The following is a 24,031-nucleotide window of genomic DNA, read 5'->3' as shown; positions in this document are numbered from 1 at the left end:
TCGTTCGCTGCAGTTAAAGACTCGAGGCCGGGCCTTTCCCGGGATAACCTGGGCTTGTGACCGGGATATGCCGGCATTCTCAAGAAGCCGACGCGTGGCGACACCTTTGCTCATTGAGCATTTCGGCCGCCACCACAGGAAGTCCCAGGCACGGACGAGGACATGTCATGAAGGTTGGAATTGTCGGAGCGGGAGCCGTCGGGGCCGCATGTGCAATGGCAACCCTCATGAGAGGTTGCGCCAGCGAGCTGATTCTCCTCAACCGAGGCCGCAATCGCGCGAAAGCCATGGCGACCGACATGGGCTACGGGGCCCCCTTGTCATCCACCACCAGGGCGACAGATGGGGACTATTCGGATCTGGCGGGCGCCGCGCTCGTCATGATCACCGTCGGCGTCAACGAGAAATCCGGCGGGGCAACGGATCGTAGCGATCCACTGGGCCGCTTGCGCCTGCTGGACAGGAATGCCGAGGTCTACCGTGAGGTAATTCTCGCGATTACCGTAGCCGCGCCGGACGCCGTTCTGCTCGTCGTCACCGACCCTCCGGATCCGCTTGCCTACCTGACACGCGAACTGGCCGGTCATCAACGCGTTCTCAGCACCGGCACGCTGCTCGACAGCCTGCGCTTTCGCGTGCATCTGGGCCGACGGCTCAGGGTAGCTCCGACAGACATCGAGGCGCAGGTTCTCGGGGAACATGGAACATCCCAGATCATTCATTGGTCTGCCGCCCGCGTAGGCGGCGTCCCGATTACGGATGCGCTTGAGCGGCCCGGCCTTATGCAGGGCGACGACGTCCGCGCGACGATCGAGAACGAAGTGCGCTATGCAAACATAGCGATCATCGAAGGTATTGGAGCCAGCCAGTATGGAATTGGAATGGTTTGCGCCCGGATCGCCGAAATCGTGCTGCGCGACGAACGCGCCGTAGTTCCGATCGGGGTTTATATCTCAAGACTTGGAGTAACACTTCGCTGCCCGGTGTCGTCGGTCGGGACGGCTGCCTCCAAATCCTTGACCCTCCTCTGTCGAATGTCGAACAAGTTGCCCTGAAAAGATGCGTCGAAACATTACACAAGGCCCAAGGGCGAATCCGCTGATTAGCTATCAGAGCAAGTGCGACTAGAGTTCGGCGCGTGGATCTCGAGGCGTGACCAAATGGCTCCTTCGATGACTGCTATTGTCCGCCTTTTTACCTTGGTGATTCTGTTCGGCCTTCCCGGCGTGCTGACGCCGGCGTTTGCGCGCGCCAGCTCGTTCGAGGAAAAGGTCTGGGATCCCGGAAATATCGACGCATTGCCGCCAGAGGTCCGAACCGCGCTCACGCGAATGTGTGGACCGGATCTGGCGGCGCAGCAGTATTTCGCCGGCTACTTCGAGAATTCGAAGCTTCTCGTCTTGCATTTCGGACGTCTTCGTTGCGGCAATCGGACGGCCATCTGTACCCAAGGACGATGCCTTCATCACGTTTACCGAAAAGTCGGCGATCACTATCGGTTGCTGAGAAGCTACTACGGTCCGGACGACGATTAATGGCTCACGCAGAGGTCTGACCGTCATACTGTGCTTCACCGGCAGACCGGGAAAGAGCCTGACCGACTGGCACGAAATGTCACCTTTCCTGCCAAGCAAATCGATTCTCGGGATCGCTCTCCCATGCCGGACAGCTCGCATATGCGGCATCCCGAAAATCGCCTGCCGGCAAACCCATACGCCCATCAAATCGCGCATATTAGGAGAGCCTTTCGAATGTCGACGGAAACAATTTCGGCGGATGGGCCGGTTGCGATCGATGGTCTGCCGGCAGAACGCCGGAGATGGGCCGCCGCAGCCATTTTTACCGCTCTCGCGATGGCCTCGCTCGATACGGCGATCGCGAATAATCGCCCTCCCCGCAATAGCTGCTGATCTGCACGCTGGCCCGGCCGAAGTGATCTGGGCGGTGAATGTCTACCAGATTGCGATGGTCGCAACCCTTTTGCCGCTCGCCGCGCTTGGCGAAGTTGTCGGTCACCACCGCATCTACCTCGGAGGCCTTGTGCTGTTCACGTTGGCGTCGCTTTTTTGCGCATGCGCATGGTCGTTGACCAGCCTGCTGACCGCACGCGTGCTGCAGGGCTTCGGCGCCGGCGGTATCATGAGCGCGAACACGGCGTTGGTTCGCTTCGTTTATCCAGGGGCGCTTGCAGGGACTGGGTTTCGGACGCAACGCGATGGTCGTCGCCACCGCCTTCACGCTCGGTCCGACGATCGCCTCGGGCATCCTCGCGATTGGACCTTGGAGCTGGCTGTTTGCCATCAACATCCCCTTCGGTGTTGTTGCGATCCTGATCGGTTTGAAGACATTGCCGCGTACCCCGAGAGCGACGCTTGGCTTCGATTTTCCGGGAGCAATGATGGCCGCAGGCTGTCTGGGCCTTTTCATCCTGGGGATCGGAAGCGCCGCCCATCACGCGCGGCCTGGGCTTGTATCGATCGAACTTGCCTCCGCCGTGCTGCTTGGCTGGGCTCTGATCCGCCGGCAAGCGGATTCTCCGGCACCCGTGCTGCCGGTCGACCTGTTTCGGAGACCGATCTTCGCGCTTTCCACCGCGACCGCGGTCTGCTCGTTTGCGGTCCAAGGCCTGGCTTTTGTCTCACTGCCATTCTACTTCGAGGACATTCTTCATCGTTCGCAGGTCGAGACGGGCTTCTTCATGACCCCATGGCCTCTCGTCGTGGGCATCATGGCGCCGATCGCCGGCCGTCTATCCGACGGCCATTCCGCAGGAACTCTCGGCGGCCTCGGTCTCGCGTTGCTGAGCCTGGGAATGGCCCTGCTGGCGATGCTCCCGGCCAACCCGCATGTCGTCGACTTCGTTTGGCGCATGGCTATCTGCGGATGTGGGTTTGGTTTTTTTCAGGCCCCGAACATGAAGGCCTTGATGTCCAGCGCGCCTGTCGATCGTGTGGCAGCGCAAGCGGCACGGTTGCGACGGCACGCCTGACCGGGCAGACAATCGGTGCAGCGCTTGCCGCTCTCTGTTTTGGCCTCGCCGGTCGCGAGGGAGCCACGCTTGCATTGGGGCTTGGTGCAGTATTCGCCGCGACAGGAAGCGGGATGAGCTTCCTGCGTTTGGTCGCGACACCCAAAGCGTTGCTTGAACCTGTGATTCTCTTCTCTGCCGGAAGGAAAAACTGCGCGGCGGCCGTAACGTTCATGCCGCCTTTCGGACAGAGCGAACTGCCCTGATCTCCTCGAGGAGATCATCGACGCCCGCAACTGCGAAGCCGATCGCAGCCTCATCGATGAGGCGCCCGTCGCGCACCTTCTCGTGCACGCCGGCGATCACGATCTGGGGCCGGAAAACAGGACGTGTTGGTATCGATGCGAGCGTCTCGTTCATCTGCTGCTGTGCGCGCACGCCACCGGTGAAGGCGGGCGAGGCCGTCATCGTCAGCACCGGCTTACCTTTCAGCGCCGACACACCGTAGGGCCGAGAGGCCCAGTCGAGCGCATTCTTCAGCACGCCCGACATGCCATGATTGTATTCGGGTGAGATCATGATCACGCCATCGCTCGCCTCAATCGCCGAACGCAAGGCACGCACCGATTCAGGTGCGTGCTCGGCGTCATCATCCTCGTTGTAGAGCGGAATCCCATGCAGCGGGAAAATGTCGAGCGCAGCCCGGAACCCAAGCGCGTCCTGAAGACCGCGAAGCACCGCGGTGCTGTTGGAGGCGCGGCGCAGGCTGCCGGAGAGGCCGAGAAGCGAGAGTTGTGTCATCGGGGACGGGGCTCCAAGAGCTGGAATTTCCAAATTGGCGATCAGAGAAACATCGCGACGACGTCGGTCAAGCTCAAGTAAATTCGATTTTAGATTCCACGCCCTGTGACTGTTCGCGAATGTCGACGTTTCAGTAAACGGATGCGTGATCAGGCTCGTATTCCTGTGTCGCGGTGCGCATTTATCCTGTTGGGGATACTGAGATCGCAAGGAAGCAGAGCTGTGACAAAAGACCTTAAGAAAGCCCCGCGCATCGGCCGCAAGCCGAGGAGCGTCACCGAGGTGCGGATAGCTCCGTCTCGTATCATCGTGTTCAAGCCGTCGGCCGTTCTGAAGGAACGAATCAATCGCCCCAACCAGACGAGGTCGCGTGAGCAGCCGGGATATTCTTGCTCTATTGGGACACGTTCTGCGCGACGTTACTTAGCGCCGTCTGGTTCATGACCATCAGTTCGCATCTGGACACTGAGATCACCGACAGGTGGCGCCATGCCATCGGTTCTGAAATCCCATCGCCGCAAGAAAACAACCATGCATCGTAACAACGGCCATCTCCGACTGGCGGATCGCGCCTCCGATTACAAACGACTTGGAATCAAGCCGGTTGAAATAGCGGAGTTTGAGGACGGCCAACGTATCGGCACGGAAAGTGGCCGCTATGAATGGTGGTACTTTGATGCCCATCTCGACAATGGGGCGACCGTCGTCGTGGTTTTCTACACCAAACCGAATGTCAGCCAGAACGGTCCGCTTGCGCCGAGGATCACCATCAACCTCACCTTGCCCGACGGCCGCAGCTTCGCGAAGCTTCTCGACACCAGGCCGGAGCTGTTCAAGGCATCGAAATCCGGTTGCGATGTCAGCATCGGTCCCAACCGTATCGTTGGCGATCTCAAGCGCTATCACATCACCGCAATCATCGAGGAGATATCGGTCGATATCGAATTGACGGCAGACGTCCCCGCCTGGCGCCCCAAATCCGGTCATCTCTATTTTGGTGTCGAAGAGCGAGAAAAGCTCTTTGGCTGGCTCCCCGCGGTGCCCCACGGGCGGGCAAACGTCCGCTACACAATCGACTCTGAGGAACACCGCGCCTCCGGCAGCGGATATCACGATCACAATTGGGGCGACGTCCCCATGCAGACGCTGATGCACAACTGGTACTGGGCCCGCGCCAGCGTCGGTCCCCACACCGTCATCGCGTCCTACATCACCGCCACCGCCTCTTACGGCCATGAAACGCAAACCATATTCATGCTGGCCAAGAGCGGCAGGATCATCGCTGACAACGATGCGAAGGTATCCTTCGAGACGGATCGGGTCGCGATCGACGGCAAGACCAGCAAGCCGGTGGCCGATGTCACCCGCTACACTTATCACGATGCCGATACGCGCTATGTCGTGTCATTCGAGCGCGAGAGGACCATTTTGCAAGCCATCCTCACCGACCGCGCGCCGCTGCTCAAGCGGATCATCGCCCGCCTGATCGGATTCGACGGCGCCTATCACCGCTTTACCGGCAAGTTAACGATGGAGAGGTTCGAGAGGGGCGTGCGTGTGGATCATTTCGAAGACCGCGCCATCTGGGAACTGATGTATTTCGGCAAGGCGCGCGATCTCAAGACCTAAATTTCCAGGACTTCTTGCCATTGGGGGCCAGCGATCAGCGACTGCTTCTCAGCATGGCGCTTGACGCGGCCATGCGGCTCTCAAAGCGCGGGAATCATGGGTCCATAGTAGGTGCCCCAGTGGCCCCACACATCGCGGCTCTCATGGCCGCGGAATCCGTTGCGCAAACTGCCGGTGCGGCTACCGTCACCGCCAAAACCGTCACCGGAAATACCACCGAAGGTGCCGCGAAAATGATCGCCCCGAAAGCCGTCACCTGTTCCGCCGCCACCATGGCCGCCACTTCGGGCAAATGCGCTGGTGAAAAGCCCGGAACTTCCGAGAGCAAGGACAATTGCAAAAACGACCGGGGCTTTACGCAACATAGACGACCTCATTGAGATGCTTGCAGCCGCTTCCATTTAAAGACGATGTCATCAGTAGCTCGCTCGGGAACTCGCAGCCGATATCTAAAATATGTGAACGCACGCTTGTAATCGCTTGTCCCGTATTGCTGCTGTTGACGCGGGTCATCGCGGCATTTCGGCAGAACGACGTGCCACGTCAGCAGTTCGACATGCATTCCGGGTTCTTGACATCAGGCCTTGGATCGCCAACGAACATGTTGCGATTTGGCATCTTGATTGCTGCAAGCGACTTGGCATCAAGCGTCGCATCGGCCGGCAACAGACCGTTGAGGCTAAGGATATAGGCGGAGACTGCGTAGACGTCGTCGTTGCTGAGCGATTGCGGCGCATTCTGCGGCATGGCGCGGCGGATGTAATCGAACAAGGTCGGCGCGTATGGCCAATAGCTGCCGACGGTGCGCACCGGCTTTGGCGTTCCGAGCGTGCCCTGCCCGCCGACGAGCCGGTCGCCGATGCCGCCCTCGCCCTTTGCGCCGTGACAGGCCGCGCATTGCTGACCGAATACTTCACTTCCATGGCCGACGCTGCCGCTTCCCGGCGGCAGTTTGCTGCCTTCGCCGCCGACATCGATGTCCCAGCCCGCGATCTCGGCAGGCGTCGCGACCCGGCCGATGCCATACGGGCTTTGCGCCTTTGCGCTCGTCACGCACAGCAGTGCAGCAACAGCCAACGCTGCGGATTTAAGCCTACGCGTGGGCATTGGTTATCTCGCCGTCTTCAGCGATGCGCCAGGGCCAGATCGCGTTGTTGTGGTAGACGTAGTTGTCGCCACGCACCGCGAGCAGTTCGGCCAGCGTCGGCTGCACGTAGCCGGTCTCGTCGACGGCGCGGCTCTGGATCACTGCAGGCTTGCCATCCCAATGCCACGGCAGCCGGAAGCGGGTCAGCGCCCGGGTCAGCACCGGCTCCTGCAGTTGGGCCTGCTGCCAGCTCTTGCCGTCATCGACGGATACATCGACACGCCTGACTTTGCCGCGACCGGTCCAGGCGATGCCGCTGATTTCGTGGAAACCAGGCGCCGACAGCCGCTGGCCGCCCGACGGCCGGGTGATGATGGATTTGGCTTCCATGTAGAAGGTGAATTCGCGTGCCGTACCGTTGGGCATTGGGTCGGTGTATTTCGAGGTCTCATCGCGCGAATAAGCCGGCTCCGCAGTGACATGCAGGCGGCGCAGCCACTTCACATTCATATTGCCTTCAAAGCCCGGCACCAGCAGGCGAAGCGGATAGCCCTGCTGCGGGCGCAACCGCTCGCCGTTCTGGCTGTACGCCAGCATCGCGTCATCGAGGCATTTCTCGATCGGAATACTCCGCGTCATTGCCGCGGAATCGGCACCTTCGGCCACAACCCATTTTGCGCCCGGCTGCAGGCCCGCTTCCCGCAACACCAGCTTCAGGCTGACCCCAGTCCATTCGGCGCAGCTCAGCAGGCCGACAAGATCGGAAGCGGTCTTGCCGTAGGGCTTCTTGTATTCCGGGTTGCCCGAGCATTCGAGGAAATAGATGTGAGACTCCGAGGGAAAGCGCCGGATGTCGTCCATAGTGAAGATCAGGGGCCTGTCGACGAGGCCATGGAGCATCAGCCGGTGCTGCGCCGGATCAATGGTGGGAACGCCGCCATGATGGCGCTCGTAGAACAGACCGTTCGGCGTGATGATGCCGTCGAGGTCCTGCAACGGCGTGCGTCCAGATGTCGACAAATATTGCGGCAGCGTCTTCGAGATGTTCTTGATGACGTCTTTTTCGAACGGGGACGGCGCGCCATAGGGCTGGGTTCCCATGGGATCGCCGGGCGTCTTCATCCATTCCGGCACGTTGGGAGGGAGGTTGCCCGTATTTCCGTCCGCGGCGCGCGCTTCACTTCCGGCAAGGCCACCAGCAATGACGGCCCCGCCCAATAAGGCGCTACCTTCCCTCAGAAATCGCCGCCGGGATGCGGAGGCGACATTCCTGTCGAGGTCGGTTGGCTTGGTCATCCTCGTCCTCCGCGCGAAATCGGTGTGCCTGGAATAACCTCGGCGAAGCTCGGCCCTGTCCCGGAGGAAGGCATCTTGATGGTAATCACAAAGCGCGGCGGTGCTTGCCGAGGATTGCTGCGCCTTATCCGCTCTTGCCGCTCCGACAGGGTGGATAGGAATTCCTAAGGTTTGCCCCTTCCCGCTCAGATATGGAAAAGGCCGCGTCGTTGCGGCCTTTTCTCGATTTGCCGCGCCCGATTTCGGGCCGGCATAGATGCTTCGTGTCAGCTTACTTCCAGGCGTGCCGGCGATCGTGTATCCGCGGACTCGGGATGACCGGGCCGCCGCTGCCGAACAGCTCCGGTGTCGTGGCGTGCGGGCCCGCCGCCGGCGTGGGCCGGCCGCCATTCAGGACGTCGTTATTGGGATAGTAGAATGCGAACGCGCCCGGCTCCTGGATAGCTGCCTGCGCGAAAACCGGCGTTGCGAACATCAGCGACAGAATCGCTGCCGCACCGAAGATCTTGGCTCGGTTCATCGTCTTTCTCCGTGTATCGATTGATAATCTCGGCCCTGAATCTCAGGACGTCACAACGGAGGTAAGCCGAAACGCTGCCTGTCCCACTAAATTAGGCTTCAGGAAGCTAAATTGAATTTTACATCGATCGCTTGAATTGCGCTCTGCCTCCCATGGGAACGAAAGCACACTGAGGCGGCCCATGACGCATGCCAGGCCGCCCCGAGATCTTTTCATTTTCAGTTTGATCAAAGCGTCACGTTCGGGGGCTGAAAGCAGCCACCTCAGCGTGCGTATGATGGTGACGTTGCCGATGGTGCTCGGTTGACGTGTTGCCGTTGTGCCAGTTGTTTCGATAGTAGCCGCCATCGGTGTACGGATTGCCAGGTCCGAGGTTTTGGCAATTTGCGTTCGGGTAGAACTGCGCGCAATAGCCAGGATCTTCGATAACGGCTTGCGCCAGTGCGGGAGTTACGGAAGCCGCTGTGACAAGAGCGGCGGCGCCAATCAATGCGAATTTCATCTCGGGTCTCCTGGTTGGTTCTTCTTGATAGGATGAAGAGAAAATGGGAACGCGGCCCCCATCCTGCCAATACTCTAAAATTCAATTTAATGGTGCGTCGGCTGGACAGACCTAGATCAGCTGCAGCTACGAAGACGCTCGCGTCAAACAATGGAGCTTCGTCATGTCCATACCGCGGCAAAAATCGCTTTCGTATTGTTACTGTCCCTGGCCATCCCAGCCACTTCAATTGCGCAGGTCGCGCGGACCGCAGGCGCCGTCGGATCCGGCAATGTACCGATCAGTGGTATTCCGCCGGGCCCGGCAAATGTCGGTGGTCTGAATAATGTGATCGTCGATCCCAGCGGGATCGGCAACGCATCCAAGATAGCTCCGCTGCCGCCACCGCATATCACCATCCCGGTGGTTCCGCGATTCAAGTAAGGCGAAGAGACCGCGCGACTTCGCACAGTTGTGCCAGCGATCTGCCTCAATGAGATCCGCGTGATTGCGGCAACGGACTGTCAGCGGTCCCATTTCTGGTTCGGCGATGAATATCCTCATGGCGAACCTCAACCACAATATGACGCCGATAGATCATCTCATGCAGATGCAGCGGCAGAACTCGCGAGCGCGCACGTTCCAACCCATCTCGAAAACTAAAACCGAATTTAGAGGACCCGCGCGCGAACAATGTCAATATTGGATTGTCGGCCCAAATCTTCACGCCGGCGATAAGGACACAGGGATCAAGCGGCCTGGAAGCAGAGATGCGCACAACGTCAGTCAGGAGAATTTGAAACATGCAGCAGCACGCTACGATCGCGGAAGCGAGTTTCACACGCGATGCCGATTTGAGACCAGCGCGGAGGCCGCGTGGACAACCGATCCACCGGATGCTGGTGTCGTTTTCCGCCGCCTACTTCGCGGGCGCTCTGGTCACGGATCTCGTCTATTGGCAGATGCCCGATGTGATGTGGGAGAGGTTCTCCATCTGGCTGATCACCGCCGGTCTGATCATGGCGGGTCTGGCTACTGTCGCGTACGTGATTGACCTTGCAGCCCGCAAGCGAATCGACAGGCCGGCCTGGCCCCGCGCGCTTGGCTACGCAATCACGGTCTTGCTCGCGCTCACCAACGCCTTCGTTCACAGCCGCGACGGTTATACCGCTGTGGTACCGACCGGCCTGACCCTTTCAACACTTGTCGTCATCGTTCTCGTGTTGACGGCCCTCGTTGCCAGGGCCCTGACAAATCGCCATCGGTTTGGAGTATAATCATGATGCACATCCTCAAGAATGCACGTTCGGCCAAACTGCCGCATCTCGCGGCTTTTCTTGTTGCCGGCCTAGGACTCGCTGGATGTGACGATCATGCTGGCGACCCGAAAATGCAGATCGGCGCCAATCCCCAGCTGCCCGCGTTGCAGCAGTATTTGATGCCGCCGATGCGCATCGCAGAGGCCGTAGGATGGGGCAAGGAAACTCCCACCGTGCCGGAGGGACTGCAGGTTCATGCACTGGCGACTGGCTTCCAGCATCCACGATCCCTCTACGTCCTTCCCAATGGAGACGTATTGGTGGTCGAGAGCAATGGACCAAAAGCGCCGATCCACCGGCCCAAGGACATCATTACCGGCTGGGTGCAGTCATTTGCCGGCGCCGAGGCAAAGGACGCAAACCGCATTACGCTACTACGCGACACCAATGGCGATGGCACTCCCGAAATGCGAACCGTGTTTCTGGATCATCTCAACTCGCCATTCGGCGTGGCGCTGATCGGTCACAATCTCTACGTTGCGAACACCGATGCCATCGTCCGTTATCCATATCAGGATGGACAAACCAGCATCACCGCAGCAGGCACCAAGCTCACGGATCTTCCCGGCGGCCCGATCGATCATCACTGGACCAAGTCGCTGTTGGCCAGTCCGGATGGCTCCAAGCTCTATGTCGGGGTCGGATCCAACAGCAACGTAGGCGAAAACGGAATCGGCGCCGAATATGAGCGGGCCGCGATCTGGGAGGTCGACGTTGCGTCGGGCGCGCATCGCATCTTCGCCAGCGGCGTACGCAATCCTACCGGCCTGCAATGGGAACCGGAGACCGGCAAGCTCTGGGCCATCGCCAACGAACGCGATGAGATCGGCCCCGACCTGGTTCCAGATTATCTGACTTCGGTAAAGGATGGAGGCTTCTATGGCTGGCCCTACAGCTATTACGGCCAACATCTGGACCCGCGCATCATGCCGCAGCGGCCCGATCTGGTGGCGACAGCCATTGCGCCGGACTATTCGTTGAGCTCTCACGTCGCGCCGCTGGGATTGGCGATGTACACAGGCACCGGGCTTCCCGCAAACTATCGCGGCGGCGCGTTCGTCGGCGAGCACGGAAGCTGGAATCGAACGCCGCTCAACGGCTACAAAGTGGTGTTTGTGCCGTTCAGCGGCGGAAAGCCCAGCGGCCCGGCGCAGGATGTCGTTACGGGCTTCCTCGATGCGAACAATCACGCGCGGGGACGGCCGGTTGGCTTGGCAGTCGACAAGAATGGCGCATTGTTGATTGCTGACGACGTCGGAAACACGGTTTGGCGGGTGTCAGGCTCCGCGCCGAAGCCTGCCAGTTAGTGGATCTCACACCCAGCCAGTGATCGAGTAAACGACCCGCATAACGCAGAAAAAACGCCATGCGGGCGACGCTCGCCGAACGTCGGATACACACGGATATGAAACCACTCTGGTTCAAAGCGGCTACAGCGACCAATCCCGGACTGCTGGTCCGACTGGGCGCGATTGGCGCGGTAATGCTGAGCGTGACCGGGGCATTCGCTTACACCGGTGGCTGGCTCTCGCCAGAGCGGCTGACGCAAGACCGGATGATGGCAGCCTTCCGCGATGCCAACGGCACCCACCTCGGCTTCCGCCGCAATCACGCCAAGGGAGTTTGCGTCACCGGCTGGTTCGAAAGCAGCGGGCAGGCAGCAGCAATATCGAAAGCCGCTGTCTTCAAGACCGGCCGCGTCCCGGTGGTTGGCCGCTTCGCGCTCGCCGGCGGCATGCCCTTTCAGCCGGATGCACCCAACACGGTGCGCAGCATGGCACTGCGCTTCCTGCCGCCTGGCGGCGAGGAATGGCGCACGGGCATGAACAACATTCCGGTTTTTCCGGTGAACTCGGCGCGCGGCTTTTACGAGCAGTTGCTCGCCTTCAGCCCCGATCAGGCGACCGGAAAGCCTGATCCAGCTAAAATAAAAGCCTTCCTGGCTGCTCATCCGGAAACCGCGCGGGCACTCGCCCTGATCAAGAAACGCCAGATCACTTCCGGTTTCGCAGACTCCACCTTCAATGGCCTCAACGCCTTCCGCTTCGTCGACGCAGCCGGTGCCTCTCTGCCGGTTCGTTGGTCCGTAGTGCCGGTGCAACCAATCGCGGCCGACGCGGCGGAGCAACTAGAGGCAGGAGACGAGAACTATCTCTTTGATGACCTGATCGCCCAAATCGCGCAGCATCCACGGCAGTGGCGGCTGATCGTGACAATCGGGCAAGCTGGCGACTCGACCGACGATGCGACGCAGCCCTGGCCAGAGGGCCGCCAGCAGATCAGCGCCGGCACGGTGACCATCGATCAAGCCTCGAGCGAAGACAGTGGGCGCTGCACCGCCATCAACTACGATCCTCTGGTGTTGCCAGCCGGCATCGAGCCGTCCGACGACCCGTTGCTAAGCGCCCGCTCGGCGGCCTATGCGCGCTCGTTCACGCTGCGGGCCGAAGAGAAGCATGAAAAGCCACCCAGCGCAGTCACGCCGGAGCAAGTGCAAGCTGGAGGCAAGTCATGACCGCCCAGCCACGCTTCCCGGCTGCGTCCCGGCTTCTGCATTGGCTGATGGCGCCCATGATCATCGCGATGCTGTTCATCGGCGTCGGCATGGCCGCTTCAGTCTCCCGACGTTACGACCTTCTGGTCTCGATCCACCGGCCGCTCGGAATTGCGATCCTGGTCTTGTGCGTCGCGCGGATCGTCAACCGCTTCATCAATCCGCCGCCAGATTTGCCCGACACGGTTCCATCCCTGCAGCGTTTCGCCGCCAAGGCATCGCATATCGCGCTCTACGCACTCATGCTCGTCATGCCGTTGGTCGGCTGGGGCATGCTGTCGGCAGCGCGCTATCCGATTGTGCTCTACGGCCCAGTGCAGCTACCGCCGATTTTGCCGCATGATTTGACCCTCTATGCCTGGCTCCGCGACCTCCATTCCGTCCTCGCCTACCTGTTGTTCGCGACATTCCTCGCGCATTTCGGGGCCGCGCTTTACCACGGCCTCATCCGGCGCGACGGCGTGTTCGGGAGCATGGCATCCTGGAAATCAATGCAATTTGCGAGGACTAACCGCGCGTTGATACAGGACTTAACGCAAACGCCTGAACCCTAGGAGTCGCACATGCGCATCGTCACTAGGATCTGCGTTGCTATCTGCTCGATGATGCTGGCGTGCAATGGGACGCTTTCGGGCCCGCTTGCGGCGCACGCGGAAGGCGTTACCGCGGCCGGCGAAAAGATCTTCGCCCATTGCGCCCCCTGCCATTCGACCAAGCCGGGTGAAAACAAAGTCGGACCGTCGTTGGCCGGTGTCTTCGGCCGCAAGAGCGGGACCGAACCCAGCTATAGCTATTCCTCGGCAGTCAAAGGACTGAACGTTACCTGGGATGAAACAAATCTTGACGAATGGCTGCGGGGCCCCAGCAAGTTCGCCAAGGGCACGAAGATGATTTACTCAGTCCCGGACGAGAAAGATCGGCAGGACGTGATCGCCTATCTGAAGACGCTGCCGAAATGACGGATTGCGGCGTCGGAGTCGCCCTTATGCGGTGGGCCCGGCGTGCACTCAACAGCCCCGGCAGATGTTTCCAATCGCTCGATCGACGGCGGCCTCTTCAGGGGTCGGCTTGAGCATGGCGTCCGGGAGCGAGGGAACGTCAGCCGATGTTGGCTGATGATGCGGCGGTAGCGGTGCGGTCCCGGTGATGCGGGAATCCGGCGTCAGTGAGGGCGGGACCGCTGGATTCGCGGGCGCCATCAGGCCCTCCATCTCTCCTCCAGGCATACCTTCCCCGTGCATCCCTCCCCCGTGCATGCCGCTGCGGCCATAACTGGCGGAGAGTTCGGCGAGCAAGAACACGAGGGTAGCTATGATGAGTTTTCGCATATTGCGCTCCTTGCGCGGTTGGCATTGAAAGGTTTCGACCCACCCGTCGATGCGGCCGGCGGTCAATGAGTGAGAGCTGAGATGGTATGGCCCTTTCCCGCATTGGACCGGCTCTGCTCGTCGACGCATCGTCTTGTCAATGGATGAGATAGTGTTGCAGCAATGCCATTGCTGATAACAATCGCGTCACTACCGCAATGGCTCCTATGCGATTCTACGCGGATGAGTGAACACTTCGAATCCGTCCGCGAGCGCGATGGCGGCAAGTGTGATACGCCGCTGCATCCGCCATCCGAACAGCCAGCGCGGTCGGAGCCGAAATCGACACCATCGCGGGCGCCCCAATCGCGGCGGCTTTCGGCACATCTCCACCGATGCCCTGCTGGTGAGAAGTACGATACCCTCGCTCGCCACATGGACGCACGGGCTAGAGCCCCTGAAAGCTTGTCGAGCGCATTATGGCGGCCAACGTCCTCCCAACGCAACGATACCGCTCGTGACAGTCCAGAAGGCCGCCGCGTGAACGGCGCGCGTCTCGATATTAAGTACTTGGCGCGCTGGCAGGCCTTCCATGGCAGCCATGATTATCCCGGCGAGAATTGCCCGCCATGACCGATAGTGGCGGTCGGACGCATCGCTTCCGCAATTGATTCGATGCCGCACAATCCGCACCCCGTCGGTCCCGCCATGCGCCGCCGCCGTTCCTTCAGGCGATCGGCTCTCGGCCGACTGAGCCACATCCGCAATTCGACCCCGTCGTCGAGGTGAACCATGTCTAACGAGCCGATATCAGCAGCAGAGCCGATGAAGAATCCGGCATGCATGACGCGCTGTTGAGGAAGCGGCTAAAGGCCTCAGTTCAAGACAGACGCAACAAGTGGTGAGGGATTTGGAGATTGGGCAACCTATCAACTCCGAAAACTGTTCAGAAACTGCAGAAGGCGTTGCACGCGAAAGCGAAGGCAGAAGCCGAGTATCGCTTCTACGCCCTGTACGAGTGCCGCTCCAACAAGGGCGCGCCAGGGGTGGACGGCCAGAACTTCGTGGTTAGCGAGATGCCTCGTTCATCTCCGCCTCACAACACTAAACGCCAATTTAGTTGGGGGCCCGCAGCACGTCGCTACATATAGGAGGTGATGACGGCGGCAATCGCGCCGCGGATTTAAGGAGTTCTCAAAATGGCCTGGAAAACACCGAAGATCGTTGAAGTGCCGGGTGGCATGGAAATCAACATGTACGCCTGCGCGGCGCATAAGTAGCTTCGATAACACCCGTGAGGTCGAGCACCGGTATGGTTCCCGAGGGTCGTGAAGATCGTCCCTCAAAGAAGGCGCGGCTGCATCCAACGCAGTTGTCGCTTACCGCCATGAAACGTAATCCTAACTTCGTTCACCATCGCAAAATTACAAAGGATCGGGACAGCGGCAAGCTCTTCGCGAGACGCCATGGGTCGTCACGCACCCATGATGTGATTGTTGCTGTTACGCTGCTCGCATTATTGGTCGTGGCTATCGTGACCCGCGCCATCTCCAATGAAATCACGGATAGCAGTTTGGATCGCCAGAGTTATGTCGCGTACGCGATCGACGTCGTCGCGACCCTGGGCTTGAGCATTGGACTGGCGGTGCTGCTGTTCTCCAGTCGTCCCCGCGCTGACGACGAAGGAGCGAGGTCGTGAGCAAGCCCTTCTCTCGCCGCCGATTTCTGCACACTGCGCTTGCTGCAAGCGTAGTGCCCAACTTACCCGATGCCGCGCGCGGGGCTGCGCCTGCTCCCAAGCGTCTTGTCGCGGGAACGCGCGTGTTGGAAGTGAACGGCCGACCAGCCAAAGTCTTCGGGCTGACAGGCCCCGACGGGCGTCCCGGTATTCGCCTTGCTGCAGGCGAACGATTCCGCGTGGATCTTGCCAACGAATCCGGCGCACGAACCCTTATCCACTGGCATGGGCAGCTTCCACCTTGGACGCAGGACGGTTTCCCCTGGCCGCAGACCCCGCCGATCGTCAACGGTGCTGTTCAAGCTTATGACTATGCTCCGATTCCCGGCACGTACTGGATGCACTCGCATCACGACATGCAGGAGCAGAGCCTGATGACCGCGCCCCTTATCGTCCATAGTACCGCTGAGCTTCGCGAGGACCGCCAGGAAGTCCTCCTCATGCTGCACGACTTCACCTTCCGAACGCCGGAGGAGGTGCTCGCCGGTCTCACCGGCACGAGTGTAGCCGCTGCACAGGCCATGGCGCAAAAGACCGAGGAGGCCCCAGCTGACAAGGGCGACGCCAGTGTACCTAAACCACGCATCGTGGGAATGGCCGCCCGTCCGCCAAGTATGGCTATGCCGGGAATGACCATGTCAGGACTGGGCGGCACGCAAATGCACATGGATCTGAATGATGTTCACTACGACGCCTTTCTTGCGAATGATCGAACCCTCGCCGATCCGCAGATCGTGCGCGTTGAACGCGGCGGTCACATCCGCCTCCGGGTCATCAACGGTGCATCATCGAGTCAGTTTTGGGTCGACCTTGGTGAACTCGTCGGCCGCGTGGTCGCGACCGACGGCCATCCCGTACATGCAGTGGCGGGCAACCGTTTCCCGCTCGCGATGGCCCAACGCCTCGACATCCTGATCGATTTACCGCGGGCCGGCGCGTTTCCGATCCTTGCGCGGCTGGAAGGCGACGGCCGGCAGACCGGGATCGTCCTCGCCACGCAAGGTGGGCACATTCCGCGGATAGCCGACGGCGCGCCAGCCGCGCCGCCGGTCGACCAGTCGCTGGAGGGCCGCCTTATGGCAGAGGAGCCGCTGTCGCAACGCTCTGCGGATATCGTCCAGACCATCGTTCTCGGTGGCGGAATGAAGCCTTATGCTTGGTCCATGAACGGCGAGTATTGGCCGCAGGTCTCGCCGCTTATGCTGACAAAGGGACAACGCGTCGAGATTGATCTGGTCAACCGCACCATGATGGCGCATCCGATCCATCTCCACGGCCACGTGTTCCAGGTGATCGCAATTGATGGACGACCAATCCAGGGGGCCGTGCGCGACACCGTTCTGGTGATGCCGATGGGCCGCGTCCGGATTGCTTTCGACGCCGACAATCCGGGACGATGGCCGTTGCACTGTCACAATCTCTACCACATGGTCACCGGCATGATGACGGAGCTTAGATATCAGGGGATCATCTTTTGACGACCGCTCCGTCTCTCCATCCCGTTAATGGTCTTCGCGAACTGCTCGATGTGAAGGATACCGACATGATGCTGAATTGGAACGATTATCGCAAACAACTGGCGGCCGGCGTGAAAGAAATCGGTCAGCTCAGCCCCGACACGATCAAGGGATATTTGGCTCTTAGCGCGGCTGGCCAAAAGACGGATCTGCTTGGCGCGAAAGTGCGCGAGCTCATCGCTCTCGCGGTGGCCGTCACCTTGCGTTGCGACGGTTGCATTACGGTGCATACCGAGGCTGCAATCAAACGCGGCGCGACCAAGGAAGAGATTGCGGAAGCTCTAGGTGTCGCCACGACCGTCAACGCCGGGGCTGCGCTTGTCTACTCCGCACGTGTGATGGATGCGTTCAACGAATACCCGAGCGCTGCCTCGCCGCGCGAGCCGGATTCCCTCGCCAATCTGCGTAACTGAACTCGGATGCTCGGCCGCATGCTCTTGAGCGTGCTCAGAGCTCTTGGCGTCTTCAGAAGAGGCCCCTCCAATAGTCAATGAGCGTACGGTCGATGACGACGCAAGCCGAGCGAAAGTAACTGCGAACCGTTGTGCGAAGGGTAGCCATTCCAACGCTCACTGAATGCGAAGAGGCCGCAATGGAAGACGATTGCTGGTAAATGGCAACAGCTTTCCGGCCTCTGTCGCACTAAAGAAGAATTTAGTGGTGCCGATGCGGTTGTCTCCTACCTAGTCAACAAAGGAGACAATTATGAAAATCACAACAATAGCACTGGCAATTGCGTTGACGCTCCCCAGTACGTTCGCCTTTGCGCGAGGTGGGATGAGCATGGGAAGTCACGTCACTCGCCCCTTCAGCACGGTCGGCGCGGCAGACCGTATTGCAACCAAACCCAGGAATGCTTCTGGAAGTACGCTTCTTCCCATCGCGCATGATCCAAGCGGATCAACACTAACTGGGCCAGCTATGAACCGCGGCGGTTAACCCAAAAAGAGCCTCCGCAACTTCGCGGGGGCTTTTTCATACGTAGCGGCTGGAAGCTATTTGTGCTGGCAGGGCCGGAGCACGACCGGACCATTCCATTAGCGGATACCGGCCGAACGCTCGGCAGCATCCCAGCCTGCCGCGTGCAGGTCGGGACCGTTCGCCACCCGAAAAGTTGATTGGAGCAAATGCGATGCGTTCTTTCTTGGCTTTGAGCCTGTTGATGATCTTGTGTGCTTCTGCAAGCGCCGCGACTGTGCATCACACTATCGCGCGACATCATGTACTCGTTCGTCCCAACCAAGGGTTCCAGGGCTACGCCGTTCCGGGCTGGGCCTCCGCAGCGCCTCCGCCTGCGGTTCACTACGACGACACACCTAGCTACAACGATCCGTCCAAGTTTGGCGGCCCAACGGCCTTACCTATTCAGAATTAGACATAGGAGCAGCGGACTCGGCCACCCTGAATGCGCTCGCGAGAGACTTGGTAGTGTGCGTGACGCCGATTACAGCGGGCTTTGTGACGCCGTGCAACGCCACTAGGATTGGCGCCGCCAATGACTCGATTGCGGTATCTTTTTATCATTAGGTCCGAGCGCTGAACTCACGGCGCGCACACTTGGCCCGCGTGAGTGCTGCCTGATTGCCCTCTTAACGGTCAGTCGCGTTCGATGATCTCGGCGCCCGGGTAGACCCGGCGGGCGTACGCAACGACCAGCGCCCGGTCCTGTGTCTCCAAGAACGGCGTCCGGATCTGACACGACCCGACGATGAGGTGCCACAAGCCGTTAAGCTTTTGGATGATGACGTTCATGTGAGCGCTTCCTCCCCTGCTTGGTGTTGTGGACGAATTAGCCCGCCGGTTAAGTGTGCATACAAAGCGACCGTTACACGTCCTGACACAACCGTGCGGGCAAATGCAAACCGACTGGAGCACGAACGCAGAGGCTAGTGCTATAGTCGCCGGTAATGATAGGAGGGGAAAAGCAGGGCGGTAAAGCCGATCAGCGCAAACCAACGCCGCCTCATGCTACACCGCCAGGCATGTTTCGCGATCCCCTTATTCCACCCTGCGAGTCACATTAGCGAGCAGTCGATTGAGCCGACGCCTTAGCCGCATCAGCGTGTTCGGCTTTCTCAGCTCGCCGCTCATAGTCCTCAGCAAGCGCCTTAAGCTGACCCGCAACGTGTTGGTCCGTCATTGTTTGCGCCGCCCGCAGTATGGTCCGTGCCGTGTCCAAATATTCTTTGCTCAGCATTTTCGCCTCCACAATCCCAGTTCGACTGGCATGACGCCGTCGAACTACAACCAATCACAGAGTGACGGACCGGACTATTGCACAGGCGTTTATCAGTGCCTTACATTTGTTTAAAACGGAGGATACTTAAGTTTACAGCAGCCCCCGTTGACCGCGCCACTGCCGATTGGCGAGGTCGCCGACCAACTCGACAGATTGCTCGCGCAAGACTGACGCCGATTAAGCCCTTGCGAGTGTCCCTAATGCTGCGCGTTGCCCGCGAGATGCCAAATTAGGGCCCCAGGGCGTTGCCCCAATCAATTCCAGCGCAGAACATTGTGAAGTGAAAGAACGAGCGGCGATCCTACCTAAGCAATGGCCCTACAGCGTCTTGCCCGGTCACCCACCTTGCCCCCGTGCTGGCTTGGCGTGACGTTGTAGCGGCCACCTAGCGCCGTCCCTGCCCAAACCAAACCATCGATCTCATGGATGATCCCCAGGTTCACTATTTGCCGCTGACGCGGGATTTTTTTCGATCCTGGTTTTTCTGGCATTGGCGCTGGTCATCCTGATCCAACTCCGTATCCTTAGATATGCCTATATGCGGCTCGGGGTAGGTCCGGGGGTCGCACTCCTCCTCCTATTCGGCTCATTGATCGGAAGCTACTTCAATCTTCCGATCACAGTGCTGCCCGGTCCGCCGGTCAGATCGGGGCAAATCGTCGACTTCTTCGGCATGCGCTATGTGGTGCCATTCGTGGTTTCGCCCAGCACCATTTTGGCTGTGAATGTCGGCGGTGCGGTGATTCCGACATTGATGTCCGCCTATCTCGTGCTTCGCTATCAGCTCTGGCTCAAGGCAGCGATCGCTGTCGCCGTAATTGCCTTCATTGTTCATTCCACGGCGACGCCAGTGGCTGGTATTGGCATTGCCGTGCCGGTTTTTGTGCCGGTCGTGGCCGCGGCGATCCTAGCCCTCATCCTCTCCCGCGAATATGCAGCGCCGCTGGCTTATATCGGCGGATCCATGGGAACGCTAATCGGCGCGGATATTCTCAATCTCGACAAGATCGGCAGCCTTGGCGCGCCGATCGCTTCCATCGGTGGCGCAGGGACATTTGACGGCATATTCCTGACCGGCATTTTGGCGGTGCTGCTCGCAGGCCTTGCCTCGCCATCGCGGCTGCGGCCGGCGTCGTAGGCGCGAACGGGCGCGTGAAAATGGCAGCTCAACGCCGACACAGGCGCGCGTCCCAATTTTTTTTGCAGGTCGGGCCAGCCGGCGCAAAATCATGCAGCCGGACTGAAATCGGATTTCGGGCTGCGGCGAGCAGCTTAGGTACGACCGAGACGATCCAGCGCGTCGGTCCCACCGCCGCTCACTTGGTTAGCCGGACTAGCGCCGACAGCATCCTTTGCATCGCAAATCACTTCTGGGACCTCATGCCTCTCAGGCGAGATCAGAAGTTGTTTCCGCATTTCGGCGAGGCGGGCACGGCAGTATTCGCGATAGAGGAGGTCGAATATGGCGGGCATGATCCAACCTCGTTGTTTGAGATGATCTGCACCATCTGCTCCAAGCTATCATTTACCTTGGGGTCCAAGATGTGAACTAGATCACAGCCTGTCTCTCCTGAGTTTCATCTGCCCCAATGCGGTTCTTTTCGCGCCGATTGAACTCCGAACATGGTGACGGTTCAACGCCCGCATGAGGCCAATCCGGGCGAATATGTGGCCCGCCGAGATCGGCGACCAGCATCAGCCTCGATCGCGGCACCCATTCCGGCAGCCCGGACTCTATCGTCGGTAAGGTCGGTGATGTAGTCGGCAGCGTCGCGTAAGCTAGTCAGCTTGCGGCAGCACGCCGCTGCGCTTCATGTACAACCGCGAGCCTTTCCCAAACTCGCACCGTCCTTTCGACTCCCCGCTCTCGCCGACGAGGTGATGTATCACCCCTAAATCCATAGCGCCCGGCTTTGATACGGGGGTTTTTCGTTTCAGGATCTGCGAAACGGTTCACCCGCCTTTCTGCGAATGGCGACAAACCAATCCCAGATTCGGGCGAACCAAGGGAGGGTCAGCAGCTTGGGCTTGACCATTTTGAACAATCTCTCGCCGACCAATAGGCTGGCAGCATAGGCAGCGATAATCATGACCGTGCCAGTGATCCAATGACCGTCACCGGCAAAAACCACCGCGATCACCTTTAGAGGCTCTCCAAGACTGATAGAGACCAAGAGCAGCGCCAAGGACTGATACGGTCCTAGCCCTTCGATGGAGCGGCGTAGCCTCGCCAGCGCACCCTGCGGACGAATGGGTGGTCGGTCTGCCATCAGTTTCCAAGACAGAGAGTGAGTGTATAGACTAAGATCGGAAGTCGGCGTCCGCTCTGCCATTAAATGGCATTTTAGAAAGGACTTCGGTGCGGACGTCGAGCGATCATCATCGGGCGCGTGAGAGGCACGCAAAAGGTCGCGCGGTGGGGGCAATGGCCGCTGCCATTGAACAGGCGGTTCGCAAGCTCATGAACATCGAGCACATCAGGCGACGTATCACGTGAAGAATTCACGCCGGTAACAGCGTCCCGAAGGTTGGCGAGGCCAGACCGGTCAGGTCTACCGACTGAGGCGCTTGGCTTCTAAAATTCATTTTAATGGTGTCCGCAGATTGCGAACCTACATCAGCTTCATGCATTCGGCGTGCTAGTGAAAAAAGCCCACCATGGATTGTGACCACTCCAAGCTCAACGGTGCCGTGTTCGGCACGCATGATTGGCTTAACTATCTACGTGATCAAGCAGCCACGTATCGGAAACCTGTCGAGCGGGCCGTCGATCCTCTCGTTAAAACCGAACTGCGCCGTTGGCGTCGGTCTGCGAGGAGATCGCCGATAATATCGAAGATCATCTCACGGGCGGGGAAGATCATGCGCTGCGTGGCCCGTCGTCAAAGCTGTCATGAAAGAGGCCGCCAACTGAGGTGGCCCCGAGAGGTACAACACCGCCGGAAGCGGAATATGATCGCTCGGCGGTGTTTGGTATTTCCTAGGCCGGGCCCTGAAATCCCCAGCGGGCTAAGGCTTGCACCCCTGCGATGGTGTCGTTTCGCTCCATCGGACCAGCGGCGCTGCCCGCGCAATTGCACAACATCGACGGCAGTCAGATAACCAGTGCGGGAGGGATCGACGACCCGTCAGGAGTCGAGTCACCCCCCGTGTTCACGCGGCATGATTTCGTCACGACGTCGTGTCGCGCCGCAATCAGCTTTGTTGTGCGCGAATGCCGTTCCGCAGGCGATTGACCCTGTAACGCGCGTTTCAAGCCGAGTTGAGTTTATTGAATCGGAATTTAATGGGACGGGCGCGCGGTCTTCCTACATCCAATACAAGGTATCCGCATCGGATGCTGCAAGCAGATAGCTCGCGGTCCAGACAGCACGCTCGCCTCACGAAGCGCGATCAATTCGTCTTGTCCCACGCGGCCTGCAATCGATCCATACAGGAGAAACGAAAATGATTTCATTGAAAGCTCTTGCAGCGGCCGTGCTGCTGGCCGCGACCGCAGCGACGCCGGCATTCGCGCAAGCTCCTCTGGGTGTGGGCAGCAGCGACCACGCCCTGTACATGAAAAATCTGCGCGACTCCGGGTATAATCCGGAGAACGACTACAATCCGAACGGGACCATGAGGGCCGCCATCCAGGAGCCGGGCGCTTTCGCGTTCTATTATCCCAATCTGGACGTTCTGAATGGAGGCGCGCCCACGCCTGCTGCCAAGGCTTCTCCCGACTGGCCCGCGTTGAAGGGCGCGTGTGCGTCGGCCGGCGGCGGCGTCTCTTACTGCGGCGACCGCTACGACTCATATGCTTCTGCGCCCGACGCATTCCCGCATCATCGTGCCCGCCGCCATCACCGGTCGTGACTCGACCGCGCGGTACAGCGCCGTGCGCGGCCCCACGGCCGCGTGGCGCTGTTGCGCAAGGCGGACCTCATCAGGAAGCGATGGCGATCTCTCTCTCCGATCTCGACTGCTCCCTCCAGATGACCAGGACGGCAATGAAGAGCCCTCCGTGACGGCGGTGCTCACGGACAGGCGAGCATGTTGCGTCCGGAGATGATCCCCAACCGCCGTTTCTGCGGCGCTTGAGAAGCGAAGCCGGTCTACCTTTGCTTGAGGCTGGACGACTCCACACCCCTACGGCACTGTGACGATATTCGGTGCCTGTCCTCCCCCAACCCTCGGCGCGGAACGAGCCCTCTGATCGTCCCAATTGGCGGGCAATCAAGCGCAACGAACATTGCCTGCCGAGCTCTCTGGAAATCTCCTCCCGTTCAGTAAGGCTGAGCGCCTTCCTGGCTCGTCACCGAACTGGCGGACGAATGCCGCCGCTTGGCGAGATCACCGAAAAGACCGAAGAGAATTCCCGGTCAAATCGGCGTCCGATTGAACTCATCGGCTCGCCAGCCTGCGAGCGATCCCAGATTTCGGATCGCTGAGCCGCCGAGTAATAAATGCGACGTCGCTGCTTCATGGCCCACACTCCATCTTCGCTGGAGGATTAGTGTGTTGCGCTGACCAGTCGAGCCCGCCGCCGATAGCGGACATTCCTGGTCGGGGCCGCTAAAAGTTAGAGAGGCTGTT

At 59.8% G+C, this 24,031-nt stretch carries 22 protein-coding genes and 4 pseudogenes; 17 read left to right on the top strand and 9 right to left on the bottom strand.

Annotated features, from left to right (window positions below):
- Nucleotides 1-167 precede the first annotated feature (167 nt).
- A complete protein-coding gene (locus IVB05_RS17145) occupies nucleotides 168-1,055 on the top strand; it encodes an L-lactate dehydrogenase (protein WP_256473355.1) in 888 nt (295 codons plus the stop codon).
- Between the two features lie 69 nt (nucleotides 1,056-1,124).
- On the opposite strand, the gene IVB05_RS17140 is transcribed toward IVB05_RS17145, so the two are convergent.
- Nucleotides 1,125-1,733: a hypothetical protein gene (locus tag IVB05_RS17140; protein WP_247787448.1), complete on the bottom strand. Its 609-nt coding sequence runs from the start codon at nucleotides 1,731-1,733 to the stop codon at nucleotides 1,125-1,127.
- An 18-nt stretch (nucleotides 1,734-1,751) separates the two neighbouring features.
- Here IVB05_RS17140 and IVB05_RS17135 point away from each other — a divergent pair.
- A pseudogene (locus IVB05_RS17135) lies at nucleotides 1,752-3,120 on the top strand (MFS transporter); the annotation flags it as partial.
- Between the two features lie 79 nt (nucleotides 3,121-3,199).
- Here the strand turns inward: IVB05_RS17135 and IVB05_RS17130 are convergent.
- Complete coding sequence (locus tag IVB05_RS17130) at nucleotides 3,200-3,769, bottom strand: NADPH-dependent FMN reductase (protein WP_247785703.1); 570 nt, start codon at nucleotides 3,767-3,769, stop codon at nucleotides 3,200-3,202.
- Between the two features lie 237 nt (nucleotides 3,770-4,006).
- On the opposite strand from IVB05_RS17130, the pseudogene IVB05_RS17125 reads away from it, so the two are divergent.
- The 3 genes and pseudogenes from IVB05_RS17125 to IVB05_RS17115 form a co-directional block, all read left to right on the top strand.
- Nucleotides 4,007-4,213, top strand: a pseudogene (locus IVB05_RS17125) (HU family DNA-binding protein); the annotation flags it as partial.
- 87 nt (nucleotides 4,214-4,300) lie between these two features.
- Nucleotides 4,301-5,398, top strand: coding sequence for a hypothetical protein (locus IVB05_RS17120; protein WP_247785702.1), 1,098 nt, complete (start codon nucleotides 4,301-4,303; stop codon nucleotides 5,396-5,398).
- A gap of 143 nt (nucleotides 5,399-5,541) precedes the next feature.
- Nucleotides 5,542-5,778 (top strand): hypothetical protein, encoded by a 237-nt coding sequence (locus IVB05_RS17115; protein ID WP_247785701.1) that lies wholly within the window; start codon nucleotides 5,542-5,544, stop codon nucleotides 5,776-5,778.
- Nucleotides 5,779-5,941: 163 nt separating this feature from the next.
- Here the strand turns inward: IVB05_RS17115 and IVB05_RS17110 are convergent, their stop codons facing one another.
- The 4 genes from IVB05_RS17110 to IVB05_RS17095 form a co-directional block, all read right to left on the bottom strand.
- The gene (locus IVB05_RS17110) at nucleotides 5,942-6,505 is read right to left on the bottom strand and encodes a cytochrome c (RefSeq protein WP_247785700.1); all 564 of its coding nucleotides are present in this window, start codon (nucleotides 6,503-6,505) and stop codon (nucleotides 5,942-5,944) included.
- Entirely contained in the window at nucleotides 6,492-7,781 is a 1,290-nt protein-coding gene (gene soxC, locus IVB05_RS17105; RefSeq protein ID WP_247785699.1) for a sulfite dehydrogenase, read from the bottom strand. The genes IVB05_RS17110 and soxC overlap by 14 nt, the downstream gene beginning before the upstream one ends.
- Nucleotides 7,782-8,052: 271 nt before the next feature.
- On the bottom strand, nucleotides 8,053-8,301 hold the full coding sequence (locus IVB05_RS17100) for a hypothetical protein (RefSeq protein ID WP_247785698.1): 249 nt from the start codon (nucleotides 8,299-8,301) through the stop codon (nucleotides 8,053-8,055).
- A 235-nt stretch (nucleotides 8,302-8,536) separates the two neighbouring features.
- Nucleotides 8,537-8,803 carry a hypothetical protein gene (locus IVB05_RS17095; protein ID WP_247785697.1) on the bottom strand — a complete coding sequence of 89 codons (267 nt, stop codon included), beginning with the start codon at nucleotides 8,801-8,803 and terminating at the stop codon, nucleotides 8,537-8,539.
- A 150-nt stretch (nucleotides 8,804-8,953) separates the two neighbouring features.
- Between IVB05_RS17095 and IVB05_RS17090 the strand changes: the two genes are divergently transcribed.
- The 6 genes from IVB05_RS17090 to IVB05_RS17065 all read left to right on the top strand — a co-directional run bounded on the left by IVB05_RS17090 (nucleotide 8,954) and on the right by IVB05_RS17065 (nucleotide 13,614).
- Nucleotides 8,954-9,226: a hypothetical protein gene (locus IVB05_RS17090; RefSeq protein ID WP_247785696.1), complete on the top strand. Its 273-nt coding sequence runs from the start codon at nucleotides 8,954-8,956 to the stop codon at nucleotides 9,224-9,226.
- A 359-nt stretch (nucleotides 9,227-9,585) separates the two neighbouring features.
- Nucleotides 9,586-10,059 (top strand): DUF2231 domain-containing protein, encoded by a 474-nt coding sequence (locus tag IVB05_RS17085; protein WP_247785694.1) that lies wholly within the window; start codon nucleotides 9,586-9,588, stop codon nucleotides 10,057-10,059.
- Nucleotides 10,060-10,064: 5 nt separating this feature from the next.
- Complete coding sequence (locus IVB05_RS17080) at nucleotides 10,065-11,408, top strand: sorbosone dehydrogenase family protein (protein ID WP_247786748.1); 1,344 nt, start codon at nucleotides 10,065-10,067, stop codon at nucleotides 11,406-11,408.
- A gap of 59 nt (nucleotides 11,409-11,467) precedes the next feature.
- Nucleotides 11,468-12,616 carry a catalase family peroxidase gene (locus IVB05_RS17075; RefSeq protein ID WP_346771860.1) on the top strand — a complete coding sequence of 383 codons (1,149 nt, stop codon included), beginning with the start codon at nucleotides 11,468-11,470 and terminating at the stop codon, nucleotides 12,614-12,616.
- Nucleotides 12,613-13,209 (top strand): cytochrome b, encoded by a 597-nt coding sequence (locus IVB05_RS17070; protein ID WP_247785692.1) that lies wholly within the window; start codon nucleotides 12,613-12,615, stop codon nucleotides 13,207-13,209. Before IVB05_RS17075 ends, IVB05_RS17070 begins: the two co-directional genes overlap by 4 nt.
- Before the next feature lie 9 nt (nucleotides 13,210-13,218).
- Complete coding sequence (locus tag IVB05_RS17065) at nucleotides 13,219-13,614, top strand: cytochrome c family protein (RefSeq protein ID WP_247785690.1); 396 nt, start codon at nucleotides 13,219-13,221, stop codon at nucleotides 13,612-13,614.
- Nucleotides 13,615-14,187: 573 nt separating this feature from the next.
- Here the strand turns inward: IVB05_RS17065 and IVB05_RS17060 are convergent.
- Nucleotides 14,188-14,774, bottom strand: a pseudogene (locus IVB05_RS17060) (formate dehydrogenase accessory sulfurtransferase FdhD); the annotation flags it as partial.
- A gap of 387 nt (nucleotides 14,775-15,161) precedes the next feature.
- Here IVB05_RS17060 and pqqA point away from each other — a divergent pair.
- The 4 genes from pqqA to IVB05_RS17040 all read left to right on the top strand — a co-directional run bounded on the left by pqqA (nucleotide 15,162) and on the right by IVB05_RS17040 (nucleotide 17,630).
- On the top strand, nucleotides 15,162-15,242 hold the full coding sequence (gene pqqA, locus IVB05_RS17055) for a pyrroloquinoline quinone precursor peptide PqqA (protein ID WP_247786739.1): 81 nt from the start codon (nucleotides 15,162-15,164) through the stop codon (nucleotides 15,240-15,242).
- Between the two features lie 32 nt (nucleotides 15,243-15,274).
- Nucleotides 15,275-15,661: a hypothetical protein gene (locus IVB05_RS17050; RefSeq protein ID WP_247785688.1), complete on the top strand. Its 387-nt coding sequence runs from the start codon at nucleotides 15,275-15,277 to the stop codon at nucleotides 15,659-15,661.
- Nucleotides 15,658-17,178: a multicopper oxidase family protein gene (locus IVB05_RS17045; RefSeq protein WP_247785687.1), complete on the top strand. Its 1,521-nt coding sequence runs from the start codon at nucleotides 15,658-15,660 to the stop codon at nucleotides 17,176-17,178. The genes IVB05_RS17050 and IVB05_RS17045 overlap by 4 nt, the downstream gene beginning before the upstream one ends.
- Nucleotides 17,179-17,246: 68 nt before the next feature.
- Nucleotides 17,247-17,630, top strand: coding sequence for a carboxymuconolactone decarboxylase family protein (locus IVB05_RS17040; protein WP_247786738.1), 384 nt, complete (start codon nucleotides 17,247-17,249; stop codon nucleotides 17,628-17,630).
- Nucleotides 17,631-18,813: 1,183 nt separating this feature from the next.
- On the opposite strand, the gene IVB05_RS17035 is transcribed toward IVB05_RS17040, so the two are convergent.
- Entirely contained in the window at nucleotides 18,814-18,969 is a 156-nt protein-coding gene (locus tag IVB05_RS17035; RefSeq protein WP_214489719.1) for a hypothetical protein, read from the bottom strand.
- Between the two features lie 909 nt (nucleotides 18,970-19,878).
- Between IVB05_RS17035 and IVB05_RS17030 the strand changes: the two are divergent.
- A pseudogene (locus IVB05_RS17030) lies at nucleotides 19,879-20,594 on the top strand (DUF1614 domain-containing protein).
- Between the two features lie 796 nt (nucleotides 20,595-21,390).
- Here the strand turns inward: IVB05_RS17030 and IVB05_RS17025 are convergent.
- On the bottom strand, nucleotides 21,391-21,726 hold the full coding sequence (locus IVB05_RS17025) for a hypothetical protein (protein ID WP_247785685.1): 336 nt from the start codon (nucleotides 21,724-21,726) through the stop codon (nucleotides 21,391-21,393).
- Nucleotides 21,727-22,903: 1,177 nt separating this feature from the next.
- Between IVB05_RS17025 and IVB05_RS17020 the strand changes: the two genes are divergently transcribed.
- Nucleotides 22,904-23,311, top strand: coding sequence for a hypothetical protein (locus tag IVB05_RS17020; RefSeq protein ID WP_247785683.1), 408 nt, complete (start codon nucleotides 22,904-22,906; stop codon nucleotides 23,309-23,311).
- The last annotated feature ends 720 nt before the right edge of the window (nucleotides 23,312-24,031 follow it).

Source organism: Bradyrhizobium sp. 170, assembly GCF_023101085.1.
Classification (GTDB): domain Bacteria; phylum Pseudomonadota; class Alphaproteobacteria; order Rhizobiales; family Xanthobacteraceae; genus Bradyrhizobium.
This window is presented reverse-complemented; position numbering and strand designations above follow the sequence as displayed.

Bases quoted from the DNA above. Each gene is read 5' to 3' on its own strand.
- IVB05_RS17095 (WP_247785697.1), bottom strand. From the start codon at position 8,803: ATGAAATTCGCATTGATTGGCGCCGCCGCTCTTGTCACAGCGGCTTCC.
- IVB05_RS17085 (WP_247785694.1), top strand. From the start codon at position 9,586: ATGCAGCAGCACGCTACGATCGCGGAAGCGAGTTTCACACGCGATGCC.
- IVB05_RS17115 (WP_247785701.1), top strand. From the start codon at position 5,542: ATGGCCGCGGAATCCGTTGCGCAAACTGCCGGTGCGGCTACCGTCACC.
- IVB05_RS17025 (WP_247785685.1), bottom strand. From the start codon at position 21,726: ATGGCAGACCGACCACCCATTCGTCCGCAGGGTGCGCTGGCGAGGCTA.
- IVB05_RS17065 (WP_247785690.1), top strand. From the start codon at position 13,219: ATGCGCATCGTCACTAGGATCTGCGTTGCTATCTGCTCGATGATGCTG.
- IVB05_RS17110 (WP_247785700.1), bottom strand. From the start codon at position 6,505: ATGCCCACGCGTAGGCTTAAATCCGCAGCGTTGGCTGTTGCTGCACTG.
- soxC (WP_247785699.1), bottom strand. From the start codon at position 7,781: ATGACCAAGCCAACCGACCTCGACAGGAATGTCGCCTCCGCATCCCGG.
- IVB05_RS17120 (WP_247785702.1), top strand. From the start codon at position 4,301: ATGCATCGTAACAACGGCCATCTCCGACTGGCGGATCGCGCCTCCGAT.
- IVB05_RS17070 (WP_247785692.1), top strand. From the start codon at position 12,613: ATGACCGCCCAGCCACGCTTCCCGGCTGCGTCCCGGCTTCTGCATTGG.
- IVB05_RS17050 (WP_247785688.1), top strand. From the start codon at position 15,275: ATGGTTCCCGAGGGTCGTGAAGATCGTCCCTCAAAGAAGGCGCGGCTG.
- IVB05_RS17035 (WP_214489719.1), bottom strand. From the start codon at position 18,969: ATGAACGTCATCATCCAAAAGCTTAACGGCTTGTGGCACCTCATCGTC.
- IVB05_RS17080 (WP_247786748.1), top strand. From the start codon at position 10,065: ATGCACATCCTCAAGAATGCACGTTCGGCCAAACTGCCGCATCTCGCG.
- IVB05_RS17140 (WP_247787448.1), bottom strand. From the start codon at position 1,733: ATGCGCGATTTGATGGGCGTATGGGTTTGCCGGCAGGCGATTTTCGGG.
- pqqA (WP_247786739.1), top strand. From the start codon at position 15,162: ATGGCCTGGAAAACACCGAAGATCGTTGAAGTGCCGGGTGGCATGGAA.
- IVB05_RS17090 (WP_247785696.1), top strand. From the start codon at position 8,954: ATGGAGCTTCGTCATGTCCATACCGCGGCAAAAATCGCTTTCGTATTG.
- IVB05_RS17100 (WP_247785698.1), bottom strand. From the start codon at position 8,301: ATGAACCGAGCCAAGATCTTCGGTGCGGCAGCGATTCTGTCGCTGATG.
- IVB05_RS17040 (WP_247786738.1), top strand. From the start codon at position 17,247: ATGCTGAATTGGAACGATTATCGCAAACAACTGGCGGCCGGCGTGAAA.
- IVB05_RS17075 (WP_346771860.1), top strand. From the start codon at position 11,468: ATGCGGGCGACGCTCGCCGAACGTCGGATACACACGGATATGAAACCA.
- IVB05_RS17020 (WP_247785683.1), top strand. From the start codon at position 22,904: ATGATTTCATTGAAAGCTCTTGCAGCGGCCGTGCTGCTGGCCGCGACC.
- IVB05_RS17130 (WP_247785703.1), bottom strand. From the start codon at position 3,769: ATGACACAACTCTCGCTTCTCGGCCTCTCCGGCAGCCTGCGCCGCGCC.
- IVB05_RS17145 (WP_256473355.1), top strand. From the start codon at position 168: ATGAAGGTTGGAATTGTCGGAGCGGGAGCCGTCGGGGCCGCATGTGCA.